Genomic DNA, 18,767 nt, shown 5'->3' on the forward strand with positions numbered 1-18,767 from the left:
TCATTCTAATTGATGTTCCAGATGAAACATATTTTATAGAAAAGAGAGGCAGGTCACGATATGAGAAAGACAGTTCTAATCACAGGGGTATCGGGTGGGATCGGTAAAGAGTTAGCAAATCGATTTGCCAAAGGTGGACATCATATTGTGCTGGTAGCACGAAGCGAGGGTAAAATACAGGATCTAGCTCAGGAGTATCAGAAAAAGTATGGCATTCAGGCGACGGTTATTGCCAAAGATGTAGCGGCACCTGGGGTACCACAGGAGATTTATAATGAGTTGAAGGAAAAGGGCATTGTTGTTGACTATCTTGTCAATAATGCAGGCTTCGGTTTGTTCGGGACATTTATGGAGACGGATATGGAACAAGAAGTTAATATGATTGACGTGAATATCAAGGCTTTAACCGTCATGACAAAGCTATTCTTGCCGGATATGATCCAACGTGGACACGGCGGTGTGATGAATGTGGCTTCGTTGGTAGGTTTTTTCCCTGGACCGATGATGTCGGTATATTATGCGACGAAAGCGTATGTGCTATCGTTCACTGAAGCTTTGGAGAATGAAGTAAACGGTACTGGTGTTACGGTGACAGCACTGTGTCCAGGTCTGACATCTACCGGATTTGTGGATCGTTCGGGTATGGGTGTCTCGAAGATGTTGCAGGGTCCGATTATGGAAGCTGGACAGGTGGCCGAAGAAGGGTATCGAGGATTTTTACGTGGCAAGACGTTAATTATGCCTGGAGCTCGGAACCGATTCATCGCGTTTATGCCGCGGTTGTTGCCGCGTAAGATGATGACTCGCATAATTAGATCCTCACAGGACAAGACAGGACATTAAACATATAAAGAGGATAAATCAAGTCTTCCTCAAGTCGATCGATACACGTTGTCCTTCATCTTGTCTTTTACGACAAACATATACAAAAACAGGAGGGAAGCTGAAGGGCACAAATTGAATTTTCTCCATCTCAAATAGCTCAGATAATCGTTTCTTCATATGAAGTGAGTACTGGTATAACACTAAGGTGCCTCCAGGTCGGAGCGCTGTATGGATCTGTGACAGGATGTTTTGTCTCATTTCTCTGGAAAAATTAAAAAAGGGCAATCCGCAAACGATGCTATCCAACTGATGCACATGTTCTTGGTTGATCCTTTTTAAAAGATAGGATGCATTGGAATGGAACATGAATTCAGGATATGTTTTCTTCAGATTACTTCTCATTTTGGTGTCTCTTTCAAATAAAAACACGGTTGCCGATTTCGGTAATTGTGATCTTATGAGCCGGGTGATGGCCCCTGTTCCTGGCCCCAGCTCAGCAATGGTTCTTACATCATCCCATCGTACAGACTGGACAATTTTCTTAGCCAAAAATTTGGAGCTGGGGAGGAGACTGCCTACTCGTTTGGGGTTCCTCAGAAATCCTTGCAGGAAAAGAAGTGGTTCGGATGTTTTCATCGCGGTATCCTCCATTATCAATGCTATTGATGTTTCACTGGATGTTAGAAGGCAAGCTTAGTTGGAATATAAATACGTTACGCGTATGTTTTAGTGTTAAAGTCCCCTGATGTAAATCCGTAATGTTTCTCGCAATAGAAAGTCCCAGACCAGATCCTGATTGAATACCTTCGCTATTCCTCGAATAATCCACCTTATAAAAGCGATCAAACAGTCTGTTTTTTTGTTCTATCGTTAGTGGTATGCCTTTATTCTCTACTTCAATGGTAACGTGATTATGCTGCACACTCATTCGAACATGAATCGTGCCCGGTTTAAAGGAATACTTGAGTGCATTCATGAGGAGATTGTCGATGGCTCTAGCGATCTTATCACTATCCAGGGAAACCATGATTGGAGCATTACCGAGTGTTTTTTCAATACGAATCCCATGCTCCTGAGCTAAAGGTTCGAATTCAAACAACAATTGGTCCAATAGCTGACAGAGGTCAATATTTTTCAAATCTAATTGGGTGTTCACTTCGTTAAGACGCGTATATTCAAATAAATCATCGAGTAACTTCTTCAAATGCGTTGCTTTGTTATAGGTATTTTGGATGAAACGATCATACTCTGCTTTATCTTGAAATGATTCTGATTTGAGAAGCTCAATATAGCCAATTATGCTGGTAAGCGGTGTACGCAGATCATGTGAGATGCCAGTGATCATGTCCATCTTGGATTGCTCTAATTCACGTTCTTTAGCAATCTGTTGCTTTAACTGTTCTGTCATGTGATTGATGTTGGAAGCAACGCGTCCAAGTTCATCTTGTCGATTAACGGGCACCCTATAATTCAGATTTCCTTCAGATATGATTTGAAGCCCTTGCTCTAATGTAATGAGATCTCTCACAATTTTTCGTGTGGAAAACAAAAAAATTAACGTGAAAATTACGATGAAGATTGGTGTTAGAACGTAAGGGAAAATGTAAAGAAGCGAAGGCCAATTAAATCTTTCACTAATTTTTGCGGCACCTATGATTAACATATTATTTACACCCACAGAGCCAACAAACGAAATCAATAAACTGATCAACATTTGATATAGGATGTTAATCTGTATCTTTTTTTTAAAATGTGGTAATCGTTTAATCAATTTTATATCCCACTCCCCATACCGTTTTAATGTAATGAGGTTCCCGCGGATTTACTTCCAATTTCTCTCGCAGGTTACGAATATGAACCATCACCGTATTATCTGAATACCCGTAAGGTTCTTTCCATACGGTTTCGTAAATTTTCTCGGAGCTAAATACTTGTCCAGGATGGCTGGCAAGCAACACCAGAATGGAGAACTCCAGTGGTGTAAGCGAAATGTCATTATCTTTGAGCTTCACAGAATGTTTACTTGTATCAATGACAAGGTCCTTGATCAGGATAAGTGAATTGAATTCGGCTTTGCCAATCAGGGTTTGACGTCGTAACTGAGCTTTAACGCGAGCCAGTAACTCTAATGGATTAAACGGTTTGACCATATAATCATCAGCCCCGGTAGTCAGGCCCGTGATTTTATCAATGTCTTCTTCCTTGGCGGATAGCATTATAATCGGAGTGGCTGATACTTCTCTTATTTTGAAGCAGGCTTTGATTCCGTCCATGATGGGCATCATAACATCCAGTATTACGAGTTGGACCGATGTTGTTTTGATAATATTTAGTGCTTCCTCACCATTGGCTGCTTCAATGACTTGATATCCTTCGTTACGTAAATAGACATGAATGACATCCCGGATATCGGGTTCATCATCAACAACAAGAACGGTATTCATAATTGAACACTCCTTAAAAATTTGGATAACATCAGTGTAAACGATAGTCCGGAATGTTTAAATTGTTTCCTTTTTGCGACAGACATAAACGAACGCAGAAGGTATATTCAAAGGCACGAATTCTATTTTTTCGATGATAAAGTGTTCGGATAATGTTTTTTTCATTTGAAGTGAATATTGAAAGGCGATGAATAATCCTCCAGGTTTGAGTGCCTTATAGATCTGGTCTACCAACGTATTTCTTAATTCAGGCTCAAAATTGAAAAACGGCAATCCGCTAAGAATGTAATCCAGTTGCTGAATGCCCTCTTGATTCATGGATTCTACCAATCGAGCGGCGTCTGGATAACAGGAGAACTCCGGGTATGCCGTCTGAAGAGTATTCCTCATCGTTTCGTTCATCTCAAACAATAGGACTTTGGTGGAATCCTGTACTTGTTGATGAATATAACGAGTGATAGGACCTGTACCCGATCCAAGCTCGGCGACTGCTTTTGCCTCTAGCCAAGAGGCTTGCTTCACCATTTTGCTGGCGAGAAACCGGGAACTGGGTATGATACTGCCAACATGTTTAGGGCTTTGCAGAAAGCTTTTCAAAAATAAAACAGGTTCATTGGAATTCATAGGGTTCCTCCATAATGTGATGGTATGTTATCCAAACCAGTTAGAAATGTAATAAATGAAGCGTAGATAGAATGGGGTCACCGAAGTAAATTCCCGCTGTAAAATACGTTATGGTCCATAACAAAGCACTGGAATAGGAGATAAGAGCAAATTGTCTATACTGCACGCCACTGAGTCCCATCACCAAAGGGAGAACATACCGCACGATTGGAATGAACAAACCGACGCACATCGCCCAATTGCCACTTTTATTCAGAATCAGTTCAGCCTTGACGAAGTGTTTATGATGTTGGAATCTGTGTTTTATCTTGGTTCCAAATAACTTCCCTGCAAAATAAGCAAAGGTAATGGCCGTTAATAGTCCTGATAAAATACAGAAGTATGTGATCCATGAATTGATAACTCCTGTATGACTCAAAATGGCACCGCTGATAATCGTGATTTCATTTGGGATTGGAATACCGAAAGGCCCTAATGAGAAGGCAAAATAAAAAATCAGATAACCATACTGATGAAGTAGCTCTAAGATCGTATTACTGATCATTGTTTTGCCTCCTCTCTTGTTGATATAGCAATCTTAATTAAAAAAACTAAGGAATTAATGAGCATAAATCTAAAGAAAATCTAAAGAATACATAAGCAAAGCCAAACAACTTATGTTTAAGAGAAAAAAGCCTTGCCAACGTACTGGCAAGACTTGAACAGGTAGACATATTTAGGAGCGGTGATCAAGTGATATGAATTTCTGAATACCAAATAAAGTTTGCCTCAAAAAGGAACGTATAGGCGAGCTCGAGTTGATTACCTATATCTTTATCTGCAAGGAAGAGGATGATCAAAGAAGAGCCGAGACGTCATAATGACGACTCAGCTCTTTTTTGATGTCCCTGGGGATCAGACTTCTTTGAAATCAGATTATTGTAGGAAGTAGAACCAGTTAAATTTTTTACCAGCAACAAAAAACAAAACAATCCATCCCCATAGAAACAACAAACGTAAAGGTCGTGGAATCAGGAGATATTCTGAGTACAATTTGCTGAAAAGTTTCATTACAGTAGTGACCACCCCTGCTAAGTTACTCCCTTATATCCGCTTTCGAAAGAAAAAGAGACGATAAGATAACCAATATCCCAATAAGTCTGTATACCGTGGCGTAGGCCGCGAAGTAGCTTCTGGCGATTACCAATCCGATGATCGAAATAAGATAATAGCAAAAGACCAAAGGGGATCTTATAACTCAGATGCAGAAACTCCAATTATAACAAAATTAGGTATATTATATCATGATAAACACCAGATCAATAAATAAATCGAACGATATGATGCTGGCATGCCAATATATAGTGTAAGGAGGAGGGGGATAGATAATGAGTGAGCAAGATGAGTACATAGAACTTGTAACGTTAATACGGGCGGGGCATGAAGAAGCTTATGGAGAATTATATGAGAAAACAGTGACGAGGATATATCAAACTGTGCGATTTCTCATCAAGGACAAGTCTGATGCGGAGGATGTAGTACAGGAGATTTACATTCAGGCGTATCGATCATTGGCGCGATATGATGCGGAGCGTGCTTTTCGTCCCTGGTTGATGGGGGTGACGATGCGACAGGTTCAGAGTTATCGACGCAAAAGGTTGATGCAGTTTCGGTTTGGCAAGCGGATCGAAAGATCTGACGTGGGACTAGAATATGATTTTTCCACTGATCTGGTCAACAAACTGGCAAATCGTCCTCTGCTGGAACAGGTGCACCGTTTGCCGTACAAGCTGCAGCAGGTGGTTACACTTCATTATTTGAATGAATACACGCAAGAGGAGATTGCTGGCATATTGGAGATTCCGCTTGGAACCGTAAAATCGCGCATACATGCGGCGCTGGCGAAGTTAAGACAGAAAGAGAAGATGAATCCAAGATTGCGGGGAAAGGTGGAGGATCTGCATGAAACTCGATGAACAGTTGCGAACAGCCTACCAGGAAGAGACCAAAGACTGGTCCGTTCCTGCGAGAATTAAACATAAAATGATGGATGGTATTCGAAGTAATTCGCACATCAGAAGAAATCGAAAAAAATGGCTGATCACTGGACTATTAGCTGTTGTGCTCATTATTCCCACCGGAGCCTACGCAGGATACACCTATCTCGCAGACGGAATATATGGTTCGCAGGAGAATATCAAAGCTATGGGGGGAACAGCTGAGGATTATATGAGGTTGGAAGCAAAGCTGCAGACGGCCAAGGCCCATTTCAGCGAAGAAGAATTTGTTCAATATATGGACTTGCTGAAGCAATTAGGGCAAATGGCCGTGAAGTATGCCGATTCTCAGGGCAATATGTATCCAGAGCAGTGGAGTACAGTGGAGCAGGAACGATATAACCTTCTTGTAGCTGAGCTGGAACCGTTTTTCGAGAAGCTGGAAGCTGTGAGTACTGCTTCACAAAAGGATCCTATGAATGAGCAACAATTCTGGACGGAGCAGTTGGCGCGGGCGGAGGAGATGTTAACTAAAGAGGAGTTTACCGAGTTCAAATCTGTGTATGAACAAATGAAGGCGTATGAAGTGATGGTGGTAGACAAGGATGGAAGCATTCATGATGAGCGCTTGTCAGTGGAACAGAAGGATGATTTGAGGCAATTAAGAGAGCGACTTATTCCGTATTTGGAGAAGTTGGGGCTTGATGTGCGGTGAAGCAAGTGAAATCGGTTTGTACGAGAAGAAGCGGAGAAGTGAATTCTTTCGCTTCTTTCTTGTTGTTGTGATCCATTACTTCCTCCCCTGCACTTTCAGCCGATATTGATGTGGTGTAGAGCCTGTGGTAGTACGGAATACTTTGCAAAAGTAGGAGGGGCTCGTCATACCGACACGGTGACCGATTTCGGGAACGGTGAGCGAGGATCGAGTGAGCAGCACACAGGCATGACGGATGCGGGTGGCTTGAGCATAAGCAACGATGGTGGTGCCAGTCGCTTTTTTGAATACATGAGATAGATGATAGGGGGACAGATGAAGTGTATCTGCGATATGCTCCAAACGAAAAGGCTCCTGGTAATGCTGTTCAATCCATTGCATGATGGCTTCGGCATGAGGGTGAAGAACGGTTGCACTGGACGAGAGTACATCTTCGGAGCGGCGTTGCTGCCCGTCCTGCCACAGATAGCGAAGTTGTGCGAGCAGATCCAATAAAAAGAGGCGTGTATCCTCCTCTATTACGTGGGGAAGGAGAGCTGGATACGTATCTGCATATTGTTCCATTCGTTGAACGAGTGGGGATGTGGTAGCAAGTCGGATGGGCTGAATGGGGGATTGCTCTTCCAGCAGATCCTGTATGAAGTCGTGAGTAACGATAAATTGGGGCCAATGTGCCTTCAGTAGATCAAGTTCAACCATGAGTACATTTCGAATGAAAGGCTGCTGTCTGGATACTTGAATCTGGATGTGGTGCAATTGAAAAGGTCGAAAAATCATGAGCATACCGGGTTCAAGGGAGAAAACCTGACCTTCGGTTATCAACTGCCCATATCCTTCGTGAATATAGGTTATCTCCAGCTGCGAATGAGCATGGAACACTTCGCGAGACGTAGTGTTGGATGTACGACGACAGACCAGATTAAATTGTTCTCCCAGAAAGATGGACTTCATGAATGCCTCCCTTATCATGCGCAAGATAGTTTTATTTTAGCACAAGATGAACGCATAAAAGCGCTTTATTATTGTGTATTGTGAAGGGAATAAGGGAGGTATGCAACGATGTTAAAAGTGGCTATTATCGGAGCAGGTGCAATTAGTGGAGCACATATCTCAGCATATATGGCGTTCCCTGAGCGATGTCAGATTGTTGCTGTGGTCGATATCTACGTGGAAAAAGCACAGAAGCGAATTAATGAATATGGTCTGGAAGGTGCACAAGCTGTCACGGATTACACAGAGTTACTTGCCCTAAACATTGATCTGGTATCAGTCTGTACACCACCGTATACGCATGCTCCCATTGCGTGTGATTTCATGCAAGCAGGTGCACATGTGTTGGTTGAAAAACCGATGGCATCTTCCCTGGAGGAAGCGGATCTGATGTTGAGAGTAGCGCAAGCAAGTGGCAAGTTGTTATCCGTAGTAGCACAGAATCGTTTTACGACACCAATGATGAAGCTAAAAGGTGTGCTGGACAGTAAACGGATGGGACCGATTGTACATGTGCAGGTTGATTCGTTCTGGTGGCGGGGCCACAATTATTATGATCTGTGGTGGCGCGGGACATGGGAGAAAGAAGGCGGAGGCTGTACCCTTAATCATGCGGTGCATCATATTGATGCCATGCTTTGGATGATGGGACCTCCAGTGGAATTACAGGCCATGATGGCGAATACGGCACATGATAATGCTGAAGTTGAGGATATATCCATGTCGATGCTTCGCTTCCAGGAAGGGGCGCTTGGCATGATTACCAGTTCCGTCGTACATCACGGAGAGGATCAGCAGTTAATTTTTCAGGGCAAAGAAGCCCGGGTATCTGCACCTTGGAAAGTCGTTGCTTCTACCGCCCGGAATAACGGATTTCCGGAACCGAATCGAGAGTTGGAACACCAGATTCAGAAGCTCGCTGACGAATTACCGGATGTTATTCATGTCGGTCACGCTGGGCAAGTTGAGAATGTGTTAAATGCTATTGAGACAGGATCTCCCCTTCTGGTGGATGGCCAAAGCGGTCGGAATACGCTTGAACTGATTGTGGGTATCTATAAGTCGGCAAGTACGGGAGAAAAGGTTGTTTTTCCACTAGGGGCGGAAGACGCGTTTTACACAAGAGAAGGAATTATGCAACATGCCGTACATTTTCATGAAAAAAAGACGACGGTGGACAACTTCGAGGATTCGAGTATTACACTCGGGAGCAAGTTGGATTCGTAGTGTTTTCCGTGAAAAGGATGCCCCTCACATAAGTGAGGATGGGCATCTTTTTTTGTACTAGGTCGATTACACCTACATCACCATAAAAAATCAATACACTTGGTTTTTCCATCTATGTAACTGGAAATCACTTTAAGATAATAATCTCCATTGTCATGGATTGGATCAATGAGAGATACAATCAGCTCGTAGTCGTGTGGGGGGAGAATGGGAAGAATCAGTGCTGTTTAGCTTCAGCTTTTTGAGTGTGTTGGTTCAACAGAAAGAGGGTAAAAATATAGCGCTTTCACAGTTAGCGGATTCACGTCATTTTAAACACTCGGAGAAGATGATGCACTGGATTGAAGAAGCATTTCGAATATGAGATGAGTTTGGACCAAATGACGGCTGATGTTCACCTGTCCAAATCGTATGCTTCCCGCATTTTTCATCAAGAGACAGGTAGCAGCATTACGGATTACGTCACAGCTCGAAGGTTGAAGCAGGACTACTTATGCCTTGATATAACAGCATTTTCAGTGGAGGAGATTGGCAGACGTGCCAGATTTCTGAACGGATGTATTTCATCCAGTTATTTCCCAAATCTGCCTAAAAGAACCCGCTGTAGTATCGACAATAATTTGAACGGTGCAGTAAGCATTAATTTGGTTTGCAAAATAATAGCGTTATTACGTCTCTATATACACAATTAGTATTTACCGTTTGAAGTAAATAAATCCCGGCTGTGTATTGCACTTGCCAGTTGCTAAATGCGATACTCCACCTCCGGGATTGCACATCGGTAACCTTCAAGCTAAATAAACATTAAGGATTCCTCAAGCTGTTACAACCACTTATCAGCCCAACGTTCCACGGCGCTTAGCGCTCTCCCCAGTTCCGTTCCTTTTCGTGACAACATATATTCAGTCCGAACTGGACGTTCCGTGACCACATGGCGAACCACAAGTCCTTCTTCCTCCAATTCCTTCATTCGCTCATTTAACACACGTTTGCTCAAGTCAGGGATATAAGCGTGAATCTCACTGAAGCGTTTGGGTTCCTCCATCAACGCATGGATAATGAGGGCTACCCATTTTCGGCCAATGATCTGATAAGATTGTTCCACTTTTGTACATATTTGCTTGGCATTCTCATCATCGCTCATGATTGTACTCCTTTGGTTTAGTATTGCTTGTAATATCATTAGTATACTTATTGTAACCTACTTGTCCACAGGCCATATGTGTAAAATGTCACATACCAATTGTTCTTAATGTTACCACATAAAGCGTTATCATCAAATAAAAACCCTATAAACACTGGAGTTCACAGGTTCGACACGATTATTGACGAATTGTGACGACAGGTGTAATATGGGTAACGTTAATTCAAATGGTTACAATTTATAACCTAAACACAGGTTGTGGAGAGAAGGAATGTTCCATGGTTGAATTCAGGCGCGTTATATAAACGGAGGCAAGGCGGGGAACACACCCACTTATTCCGTCTTTTGTCATGCTTGGATTTGAACATTTTGCAACATCATATACTATACTGCACAGATCACAGGAGGCACTCCAATGGATGCAATGACATTTGTCCTGTTCGGGGCAACAGGCGATTTAGCCAAACGCAAGATTTACCCTGCATTATATAACTTGTACATGGATCAGAAAATGCCGAAATCCTTCTCCGTTATCGGATTGGGACGGCGTGAATTGTCGGATACGGACTTCCAGGCGAATGTTGAAAAGTCACTGCATGAATTCTCACGTCAGACGCCGGAAGAAGCATCTCAGGTTCGTGATTTCATTGGAGCTTTCCGTTATTGTTCTTTAAATAATACGAAGCTTGAAGATTACACCAAATTGTTGGAACTGGTTCAACAGCGTGAACAAGAGCTTAACATTCCCGAAAACCGCATGTTCTACATGTCGGTGGCACCGGAATTCTTTGAGCCAATCGCATTGAACATTCAAGAAAGTGGCCTGGGTAACACCAAAGGCTGGAAGAAACTGATTATCGAAAAACCATTCGGACACGACCTGCAATCAGCTCGTGATTTGAACGAAAAACTGAGCAATACCTTTGCGGAAGAAGAAATCTATCGCATTGACCATTTCCTCGGTAAACCGATGGTTCAAAATATTGAGACGCTCACCTATGCAAATCCGGTGATTCAGGCGTTGTGGTCTAACCGTTATATTGCCAATGTACAGATTACGGCAAGTGAGACGGTGGGTGTTGAAGAACGTGCCGCGTATTACGACCAAAGTGGAGCCCTTCGTGACATGTTCCAAAACCATATGCTTCAGTTGCTGATGATGATTGGTTTGCATTTGCCAAAACGTTGCACACCGGAAGAAATTCAATTCAAAAAGCAAAAAATTGCTGAGGCACTTCGTCCGTTGACAAAAGAAAATATCGCTTCTGAAGTTGTTCGTGCGCAATATGCAGCAGGTGAGCTGCAAGGTTCCTCGGTTGTTGGATATTTGGACGAGCCTGGCATTCCAGTCGGATCTCAGAACGAGACCTATGTTGCCGCAAGACTTTGGATCGATGATCCATTCTGGAGCGAGGTTCCATTTTATATCCGTACAGGTAAACGCCTGGCTGAGAAATCCACCCGAATCGTTGTTGAGTTCAAGGCACCACTGAAGACCGGTCATGAATCCGAAAATACAACGGAACCTAACCTGCTGACGATTGAAATTGGTCCGGGAGAAAGCATCTCGCTTCAATTAAATGCGAAGAATCCATTGAACCATGGTGAAGTGGAACCAATGCATATGACCTTCAACTCGGGTAAACGTAACATCCCTGAAGCTTACGAGAATCTGATCTTTGATGCGATGCGTGGAGATTCCACCTTCTTTGCACACTGGAACGAAGTGGAGCTGGCATGGCAATGGGTGCAACCGATTCAGGAAGCATTCGAAGCGGGCAACGTGCCACTGGATACGTATAGTGCAGGTTCGCATGGACCAGAGTCAGCAAATCGTCTGACCGCAGCAGACGGTTACCGTTGGTGGTAAGTCAAACAAAAGAGTGAGCATAAGAGAACACAAATAGTAAAAACAACTTTACAATCCGTTCTGCTCACAAATAATCATTTGCACAAATCCAAACAAACCTTTTCAAGTCAACAGGATATAGAACGAAATGTTTTATTCCCCTAGAGCTTGTACTCAGGAGCAAGTTGGCTCGAATGTGCAAAATGCTGATATATACAGTATCTATTGTGAATTATACCGTTCCAATTTTGCATAAGCCCTTCCGGTTATGTGGCCGGAAGGCCGTGAAAATTTTTGAATATAGATTAGCTGTTCAGTTTTAAAAATGGTTGGCTTGAACGCTGAGAATGTAGTGTAGGGGACGAAATCAATTCTGTAGAAGCAAAGCGTTCGCCTTTATCCCCGGATTTTCTCCTATATAGGAGATTCAAAAAATCTGGGGATAACAGCGATCAAAAGAACGATTCGTGACCAGAACGGTTACTTCGCCAAACGTTAAGCACTTATTTTTAATTTTGAACGCAAATAAAAATTAAACATTGTTCATAACAGGAGGATTTTGAAATGAAACTTGGACTTGTCGGATTAGGAAAAATGGGATTGAACCTGGGTAGAAACCTGATTGATCACAAACACGAAGTGGTTGCTTTTGACCTGAACGCTGAAGCAGTAAATGAAATGAAAGAATATGGCGCTGAAGGCGTATCTTCTTACGCAGAGATGGTGGCTTCACTCGAATCCCCACGTGTATTGTGGATCATGGTTCCCCACAATGTAGTAGACGCTGTATTGGCTGAAGTTAGCCCATTGTTGTCCAAAGGTGACATCATTATTGAAGCGGGTAACTCCCACTACAAAGAATCCATTCGTCGTTACGAAGAGATGAAACCTAAAGGCATTCACTACATGGATGCAGGTACATCTGGCGGTATGGAAGGCGCACGTAATGGAGCATGTTATATGATCGGTGGAGACCCGGAAGCTTGGGCAATCGTTGAACCGGCATTTAAAGATACTTCCGTAGAGAACGGCTACCTGTATGCAGGTAAAGCGGGCAGCGGTCACTTCCTCAAAATGGTTCACAATGGTATCGAGTACGGTATGATGGCATCCATCGGTGAAGGTTTTGACGTATTGGAGAAAAGTGGATTTGATTTCGACTTCGAACAAGTAGCACGCGTATGGAACAACGGTTCCGTTATCCGCTCTTGGTTGATGGAACTGACAGAACGTGCCTTCTCCAAAGATGCAAACCTCGATGAGATTAAAGGTGTTATGCACTCTTCCGGTGAAGGACGCTGGACGGTTGAAACGGCATTTGACCTTCAAACCGCTACACCGGTTATTGCGTTGTCCTTGCTGATGCGTTATCGTTCCCTGGAAACAGATACATTTACAGGTAAAGTGGTAGCAGCATTGCGTAACGAATTTGGCGGTCACGCTGTAGAGAAAAATTAATTTATATATAACTGTTAACATATGATGAACATCGGGTAATGACTTATATCGTGTTTACGAATTCATCAAGTGGAGGGAACATATCATGAAATTTTTCTTGGATACAGGGAATGTGGAAGAAATCAAACGGATCGAACGTCTGGGTCTGGTGGATGGAGTCACGACTAACCCGTCTTTGATTGCCAAAGAAGGTCGCGTATTTAAAGAAGTCATTCAGGAGATCTGTGGCGTTGTTAAAGGCCCGGTCAGTGCTGAAGTCATCGGTCTCAAAGCCGAGGATATGTTGAAGGAAGCTTATGAAATTGCAGAATGGGCACCGAATGTAGTCATAAAATTGCCGATGACCGAAGATGGGCTGTACGCTTGTCATGAGTTGACGCAAAAAGGGATCAAAACCAATGTCACGCTGATTTTCTCCGCAGCACAGGGCCTGATGGCGGCGAAAGCTGGTGCAACCTACATCAGTCCATTCGTTGGTCGCTTGGATGATATTGCGGTGGATGGTATGAAATTGATTCGTGATCTGCGTCTTATTCTGGACATGTATGATCTGCCTTCCGAGATTATCGCAGCAAGCATTCGCAATATCAAACATGTAGAGGATGCAGCCCTTTCCGGTGCGCATATTGCCACCATTCCGGGTTCGCTTCTGCCGACACTTTGGAAACACCCACTGACGGACAGCGGAATTGAACGTTTCCTGAAAGACTGGGAATCTGTTCCGAAATAAAAAGATAGACATGGCCTGAATCTTTGGGTGGTGTGAACATAAAGCCTTTTGCCTTGCAGAGTAATCTGCGGGTGAAAGGTTTTTTTATCTCTGTTTATGTGTTTCCGATTTCCGGGTTAGTTTAGCCAATGAGGAGTACTCGTCCCTTTCATGTTGTTGTTACTTTTTATCCAGTGTCCACGTACTGTCCTTCTTTTTCGGGACAACGGTGCATAAGGTTAACATATAGCCTATAGCTCATCCCGTAGGGGAGGGACACTTCGATGATGAGAAGAAAATGGCGAAGCCGGAGACGCCGTAAGCCGCCAAGCGGCAAACGCAAAATGTGGTTGATCATTTTATTGGTCACCGCGTTTTGTTTGATGCAGGGCTTTGCTTATGTGGATAAAAAGATGAAGCCCCCCATCATGCACTTGGCCAAGATCAGAGTGAAACAGATTGCGACTGAAGCGATCAACAAGGCGATTACAGCACAGGTTGCCGATGGCAAAACCAACGAAGGACTGATTGACTGGAAGACGGATACCGCCGGGAAAGTGTCCGGTTTCATGCTGAACTACAACGAGCATATGCGAATCACCGCAAGTACGATGAATATTGTGCAATCCACGCTGCAGAATGTACACATGTTAAAAGAAAAAATCCCGCTGGGGCAGGCGCTGGGCAGTCCGGTGTTGGCTTCATTTGGCCCGAGTATACCGGTTCGTATTGAGCCCCAAGGCGCTGTCAAAGTGGACCTGAACACCCGTCAACAGAATGCGGGTATTAACATGATTTTGGTGGAAGTGTACATTCACATCATTGCTGAGGTCGCGGTCGTGGTGCCCTTCGACATGGAACCCGAAACGGTTGATACGGAAATTCCGATTTCCTACCTTTTGGTTGTCGGGGATGTGCCAATGTATTATTACGATAATCAGGGCAAGCCAGTGGGCAGTAACGGCAGTAATGCCCCAGCTATTGCGCTGCCATCAGGTCATACGGGTGTATCAAGCGGTAATGGAGTAACTACGAATCCCCCTGGCCAGAATCAGCAACAGACGCCGTCAGACCATTTGCAAGGGAATGAACTTGAAATTGAGCCGGATGATCTGCCTGATGTGAATGGGGGATTGCAGCTCAATAAGGACGCGCTCCCATGATACACACAAATTTGAATTGCAAAGCAAAGAAAGGGGCCTCTATTAAAGAGGTCCCTTTTTCGCTTTGCTGATCGTGCATATCCTCGTCTCACTTGCTTTTCTTGCTCTTTTGTTTGCGTTCATCCTGTTCCCAATGTTTCAGCTGTGGATAAGGATCAAACGACCATTCGTGCAGTCCGCTGTCGCGATAGATCCCATAGTGCAGATGTGGAGGGAATTTGCCCTGTGTTCCAGGTTTCCCGTAACCCGAACTGCCAACCCAACCTACGACCTGACCGGGGATCACAACTTCACCGATGCGTGCACTTTTGTCAAAACCCGAAAGGTGGGCGTAATAGTGATAATGATTGTTCAAATCACGGATTCCGATGCGCCAGCCACCAAACGGATTCCAGCCTTTGATTTCCACGACCCCGTAACAGGTACTGCGCACAGGCAGGCCATGTGGAGCGAAAATATCTGTTCCCTCATGAATGCGATAACCGCCCCAGCTTCTTTTTGTCCCCCAGGTACTGCGATAGGAGTAGTTGGTTCCGAGCGGGACCGGAAAGGCATGTCCGAATAGATCCAGATTGTCAAAATGCTCATATAACTTCGCGAATTGCTGTATCCGTTGCACAGCACGGGAGTTGTGATAATATTCCCACAAGGCAATGTTGAAGTCCTCTTGTTTGTTTCCGTAACCTTGAATAACAGAAGCCATGCTGTACAGCACATCCTGATCATTGTTGGCATCCGCTATACCGTCTCCTGAACCATCACGTCCATATCCTTTGAAAAAAAGAATGGATTCCGGATGTTGATCCGTCTCATCGGGATTTAGCCATCCTCTCCAGGCCGGAGGGGTCATAAAAATACCCGTAAGCCGCTCCGGATGCTTGCGATCCTTTGGATGTGCACGAGTAATCGTTCGTTCATACTGATCAATGGCAGCAAGCCTGTACCAAGGAATCTGGGTCATCTGACCGATGGTTTCATATAAATGGCGACGTGCAGCGAAAATTTCTGCGGGTTTTAACTCGGCAACCTGTGGTTTGGGAGCGGCCTGGGCGGGTTCACCGTAAACTTCAACAGGCAAGAATGGGAGAAGCAGAGTACCTGCAAGTAATGTTTTGATCCAAAAGCGGCACGTGTGCCTGAAGGTCAAGCGTTGTTGCACTGGGAAGCAACCCCTTTCCATTAGAATGATACAAGGTACCCGATGAACCAAGCTAAAGGTTAGCGTTCTTCAAAAGTTCTCATTTTATCCATGTAAGCTCTTGGGGGGAATCCAATTATACAAATTGTCCATATCGGGCATGAATGCACAAGATGTGACAAATGGGGGTTTTTCCAGCGCTTTCATGGTATAATATGTTCCGAGCAACAGCCTAACTTCAGTAGAAAGAAGGTTTATGCATTGGCTAAACGTGTTAAAGAACCGAAGCCGGATTGGATTCGGATCAAATTGACAACCGGCGATAACTATCAGGAAATGAAAACGATGATGCGTTCCAAAACGCTGCATACGGTATGTGAGGAAGCACGGTGTCCAAATATTTATGAATGCTGGGCCAATCGAACGGCCACTTTTATGATTTTGGGCGACATTTGCACAAGGGCATGCCGTTTTTGCGCGGTGAATACAGGCTTGCCAACGGAGCTTGATTTGCAGGAACCAGAACGTGTGGCGGAAGCAGCAGAGCAGATGAATCTGCAACACTGCGTAATTACAAGCGTAGCCCGTGATGACCTGAAGGATGGGGGAGCTACGATTTTTGCAGAGACCGTGAAGGCCGTAAGACGACGGTTGCCATTGTGTAGCGTTGAAGTACTCATTCCAGACTTTCTGGGCGATCGGGAATCTTTGCAGATTGTAATGGATGCCAAACCTGACATTCTGAATCACAATATTGAGACGGTTGAGCGGTTGTCAGACAAAGTGCGTGCCAAGGCGAAATATAAACGTTCACTGGAATTGCTTGCTCGTGCCAAAGAAATGCAACCTAACATCCCTACGAAATCAAGCATTATGCTTGGTGTAGGTGAGGAATATAATGAAATTTTATCAACAATGGATGATCTTCGTGCGGTGAACTGTGATATTATGACGATTGGTCAATATTTGCAGCCATCGGAGAAACATCTGTATGTTGAAAAGTATTATCCGCCAGAGGAGTTTGCTGCATTGAAACAGGAAGGATTAAAACGTGGGTTCAGCCACGTCGAATCCGGCCCGATGGTACGCAGCTCCTACCATGCGCATGAACAGGTGAAATCGGCTACCAAACATGCTGAACAGGCGGCAACACACGCGTGATGGAGGATACCGGATTGGAAGAAGAAAAAATCACAGAACAGATTCAGGACCAACTTCAGGAGCAGATCCAGGAGCCGGTTCAGGAATCAGTTGTTGAATCAGTTGAGGAAAAGCCCAAAGAACCGGTCATTGTACAGATCGGCGGCAAAAATTATGAAATCGTCCAGAACCACAAAGAGGGCTGGAATCCAGAGGTTTTCCGTGATCGTTACAGTGAAGTGCTGGAGCGTTATGATTATATTATCGGAGACTGGGGTTATAGCCAGTTGAGGTTAAAAGGTTTTTACCGTGATAACCATCCAAAAGCAACGAAGGATTCCACGATTGCCAGTATGGTGGATTATATCAATGAATATTGTAACTTTGGCTGTGCGTACTTTGTGCTTCAGAAGAGCAAGGATCAACCTCAAGCCAAAGCAAAAAGCGGTTCCTGAGAAGGACCGCTTTTTTGGTGTGTTTATTTTAGTCAAGAAATGCCGTGCGAACCCGGTTCCAGAATGGATAAGGGCGGAAACGTGCGAAACTGACCTTGTGACTGGATACCTGACAACGGACGGAGATCAGATCCTCCACCATCACATTCACATGATCAATCGTCATCAATAACCGCTGATCCTTGCGGGAGAAAATATCACAATGATGATGCTTGGGCAAAATAACCGGTGAACCAAGTGTACGATAGACCCGGTTATTAATCGATGCAATCTCCGCAATCTGAATCGCCTCGATGGTTGGATGAACCATGGCACCGCCAAGGGCCTTGTTGTATGCCGTGCTGCCTGATGGCGTGGATACACAGATGCCATCCCCACGGAACATCTCAAATGTCACATCGTTAATATCGACCTGGGCTACGACGGTACCGTCTACACCTTTTAACGTAAATTCATTAAGGGCGATGTAAGAGGAATTCCCCGACTTTTTACGAATCTCAAGCTCCAAGAGTGGGTATTGTACAATACGTGGTTTGAGACGCTCCGGATCTCCCTTGCCACTCATCAGCCTGACTAACTCCCGTAATTCTTCCTTCTTCCAATCGGCGTAAAAGCCGAGATGGCCTGTATGAACCCCAACAAAAGCAATATCCGGAATACGGTCGATGAAATTGTGAAATGCCTGTAGCATCGTACCATCGCCCCCGATGGAGATAACAATCTCCGGCGATTCTGCATCCAGCTTGAACCCTTCTTCCTTCGCCAGCGCATGAAACTGCTGACTGAGATCAATCGATAACTGGTCTCCGCGGTCTTGAACATAGTATCTCAAGATGAAAGCTCCTTTGTGGTCATTATACTACCGATGATAATCAATTCCGCGGAAGAACACAACGTTTGGGCGCATATT

The 18,767-nt window shown here is 44.2% G+C and carries 20 protein-coding genes; 11 read left to right on the top strand and 9 right to left on the bottom strand.

The features are described from left to right. Nucleotides 1-60 precede the first annotated feature (60 nt). The gene (locus AC1DE7_RS28730; protein ID WP_477535691.1) at nucleotides 61-843 is read left to right on the top strand and encodes an SDR family NAD(P)-dependent oxidoreductase; all 783 of its coding nucleotides are present in this window, start codon (nucleotides 61-63) and stop codon (nucleotides 841-843) included. Between the two features lie 18 nt (nucleotides 844-861). Here AC1DE7_RS28730 and AC1DE7_RS28735 read toward each other — a convergent pair whose 3' ends face one another. From AC1DE7_RS28735 to AC1DE7_RS28755, 5 genes are read right to left on the bottom strand one after another with little or no spacing between them, the layout of a single operon-like run. Next, nucleotides 862-1,476 (bottom strand): class I SAM-dependent methyltransferase, encoded by a 615-nt coding sequence (locus AC1DE7_RS28735; RefSeq protein ID WP_345774781.1) that lies wholly within the window; start codon nucleotides 1,474-1,476, stop codon nucleotides 862-864. A gap of 19 nt (nucleotides 1,477-1,495) precedes the next feature. Continuing rightward, nucleotides 1,496-2,539 carry a sensor histidine kinase gene (locus tag AC1DE7_RS28740; RefSeq protein WP_477535701.1) on the bottom strand — a complete coding sequence of 348 codons (1,044 nt, stop codon included), beginning with the start codon at nucleotides 2,537-2,539 and terminating at the stop codon, nucleotides 1,496-1,498. A gap of 49 nt (nucleotides 2,540-2,588) precedes the next feature. Next, on the bottom strand, nucleotides 2,589-3,269 hold the full coding sequence (locus AC1DE7_RS28745; protein WP_127548140.1) for a response regulator transcription factor: 681 nt from the start codon (nucleotides 3,267-3,269) through the stop codon (nucleotides 2,589-2,591). Nucleotides 3,270-3,326: 57 nt separating this feature from the next. Then, entirely contained in the window at nucleotides 3,327-3,893 is a 567-nt protein-coding gene (locus AC1DE7_RS28750; protein ID WP_477535692.1) for a class I SAM-dependent methyltransferase, read from the bottom strand. A gap of 40 nt (nucleotides 3,894-3,933) precedes the next feature. After that, complete coding sequence (locus tag AC1DE7_RS28755; protein WP_477535693.1) at nucleotides 3,934-4,437, bottom strand: DedA family protein; 504 nt, start codon at nucleotides 4,435-4,437, stop codon at nucleotides 3,934-3,936. Nucleotides 4,438-5,260: 823 nt separating this feature from the next. Between AC1DE7_RS28755 and AC1DE7_RS28760 the strand changes: the two genes are divergently transcribed. After that, nucleotides 5,261-5,848: a sigma-70 family RNA polymerase sigma factor gene (locus AC1DE7_RS28760; RefSeq protein WP_127548146.1), complete on the top strand. Its 588-nt coding sequence runs from the start codon at nucleotides 5,261-5,263 to the stop codon at nucleotides 5,846-5,848. Continuing rightward, nucleotides 5,835-6,584, top strand: coding sequence for a DUF3600 domain-containing protein (locus AC1DE7_RS28765; RefSeq protein ID WP_127548148.1), 750 nt, complete (start codon nucleotides 5,835-5,837; stop codon nucleotides 6,582-6,584). Before AC1DE7_RS28760 ends, AC1DE7_RS28765 begins: the two co-directional genes overlap by 14 nt. Before the next feature lie 75 nt (nucleotides 6,585-6,659). Here the strand turns inward: AC1DE7_RS28765 and AC1DE7_RS28770 are convergent, their stop codons facing one another. Further along, nucleotides 6,660-7,535, bottom strand: a complete 876-nt coding sequence (locus tag AC1DE7_RS28770; protein ID WP_477535694.1) for an AraC family transcriptional regulator — start codon at nucleotides 7,533-7,535, stop codon at nucleotides 6,660-6,662. A 108-nt stretch (nucleotides 7,536-7,643) separates the two neighbouring features. On the opposite strand from AC1DE7_RS28770, the gene AC1DE7_RS28775 reads away from it, so the two are divergent. Together AC1DE7_RS28775 and AC1DE7_RS28780 are read left to right on the top strand one after the other, a co-directional pair. After that, the gene (locus tag AC1DE7_RS28775; protein WP_477535695.1) at nucleotides 7,644-8,801 is read left to right on the top strand and encodes a Gfo/Idh/MocA family protein; all 1,158 of its coding nucleotides are present in this window, start codon (nucleotides 7,644-7,646) and stop codon (nucleotides 8,799-8,801) included. Between the two features lie 365 nt (nucleotides 8,802-9,166). Beyond that, a complete protein-coding gene (locus tag AC1DE7_RS28780) occupies nucleotides 9,167-9,493 on the top strand; it encodes a helix-turn-helix transcriptional regulator (protein ID WP_477535696.1) in 327 nt (108 codons plus the stop codon). A gap of 131 nt (nucleotides 9,494-9,624) precedes the next feature. On the opposite strand, the gene AC1DE7_RS28785 is transcribed toward AC1DE7_RS28780, so the two are convergent. Next, the gene (locus tag AC1DE7_RS28785; protein WP_036605715.1) at nucleotides 9,625-9,945 is read right to left on the bottom strand and encodes a winged helix-turn-helix transcriptional regulator; all 321 of its coding nucleotides are present in this window, start codon (nucleotides 9,943-9,945) and stop codon (nucleotides 9,625-9,627) included. Between the two features lie 415 nt (nucleotides 9,946-10,360). Here AC1DE7_RS28785 and zwf point away from each other — a divergent pair, with 415 nt between their 5' ends. The 4 genes from zwf (at nucleotide 10,361) to yunB (ending at nucleotide 15,124) form a co-directional block, all read left to right on the top strand. Then, nucleotides 10,361-11,815, top strand: coding sequence for a glucose-6-phosphate dehydrogenase (gene zwf, locus AC1DE7_RS28790; RefSeq protein ID WP_315372933.1), 1,455 nt, complete (start codon nucleotides 10,361-10,363; stop codon nucleotides 11,813-11,815). Nucleotides 11,816-12,358: 543 nt separating this feature from the next. After that, nucleotides 12,359-13,252: a phosphogluconate dehydrogenase (NAD(+)-dependent, decarboxylating) gene (gnd, locus tag AC1DE7_RS28795; protein ID WP_017692367.1), complete on the top strand. Its 894-nt coding sequence runs from the start codon at nucleotides 12,359-12,361 to the stop codon at nucleotides 13,250-13,252. A gap of 85 nt (nucleotides 13,253-13,337) precedes the next feature. Further along, nucleotides 13,338-13,982, top strand: a complete 645-nt coding sequence (fsa, locus tag AC1DE7_RS28800) for a fructose-6-phosphate aldolase (RefSeq protein WP_036605718.1) — start codon at nucleotides 13,338-13,340, stop codon at nucleotides 13,980-13,982. A gap of 263 nt (nucleotides 13,983-14,245) precedes the next feature. Then, nucleotides 14,246-15,124, top strand: a complete 879-nt coding sequence (gene yunB, locus AC1DE7_RS28805; protein ID WP_127548160.1) for a sporulation protein YunB — start codon at nucleotides 14,246-14,248, stop codon at nucleotides 15,122-15,124. Nucleotides 15,125-15,212: 88 nt separating this feature from the next. Here yunB and AC1DE7_RS28810 read toward each other — a convergent pair whose 3' ends face one another. Further along, entirely contained in the window at nucleotides 15,213-16,283 is a 1,071-nt protein-coding gene (locus AC1DE7_RS28810; RefSeq protein WP_100529782.1) for a M23 family metallopeptidase, read from the bottom strand. Between the two features lie 240 nt (nucleotides 16,284-16,523). Here AC1DE7_RS28810 and lipA point away from each other — a divergent pair, with 240 nt between their 5' ends. Both lipA and AC1DE7_RS28820 read left to right on the top strand, forming a co-directional pair. Beyond that, nucleotides 16,524-17,423: a lipoyl synthase gene (gene lipA / locus AC1DE7_RS28815; protein ID WP_017692371.1), complete on the top strand. Its 900-nt coding sequence runs from the start codon at nucleotides 16,524-16,526 to the stop codon at nucleotides 17,421-17,423. Nucleotides 17,424-17,437: 14 nt separating this feature from the next. Next, nucleotides 17,438-17,857: a YutD family protein gene (locus tag AC1DE7_RS28820; RefSeq protein WP_235200693.1), complete on the top strand. Its 420-nt coding sequence runs from the start codon at nucleotides 17,438-17,440 to the stop codon at nucleotides 17,855-17,857. 28 nt (nucleotides 17,858-17,885) lie between these two features. On the opposite strand, the gene AC1DE7_RS28825 is transcribed toward AC1DE7_RS28820, so the two are convergent. Continuing rightward, nucleotides 17,886-18,689, bottom strand: coding sequence for an NAD kinase (locus AC1DE7_RS28825; RefSeq protein WP_036673293.1), 804 nt, complete (start codon nucleotides 18,687-18,689; stop codon nucleotides 17,886-17,888). Nucleotides 18,690-18,767: the final 78 nt, after the last annotated feature.

The sequence above is a fragment of the Paenibacillus sp. 10L310 genome, from assembly GCF_056395745.1.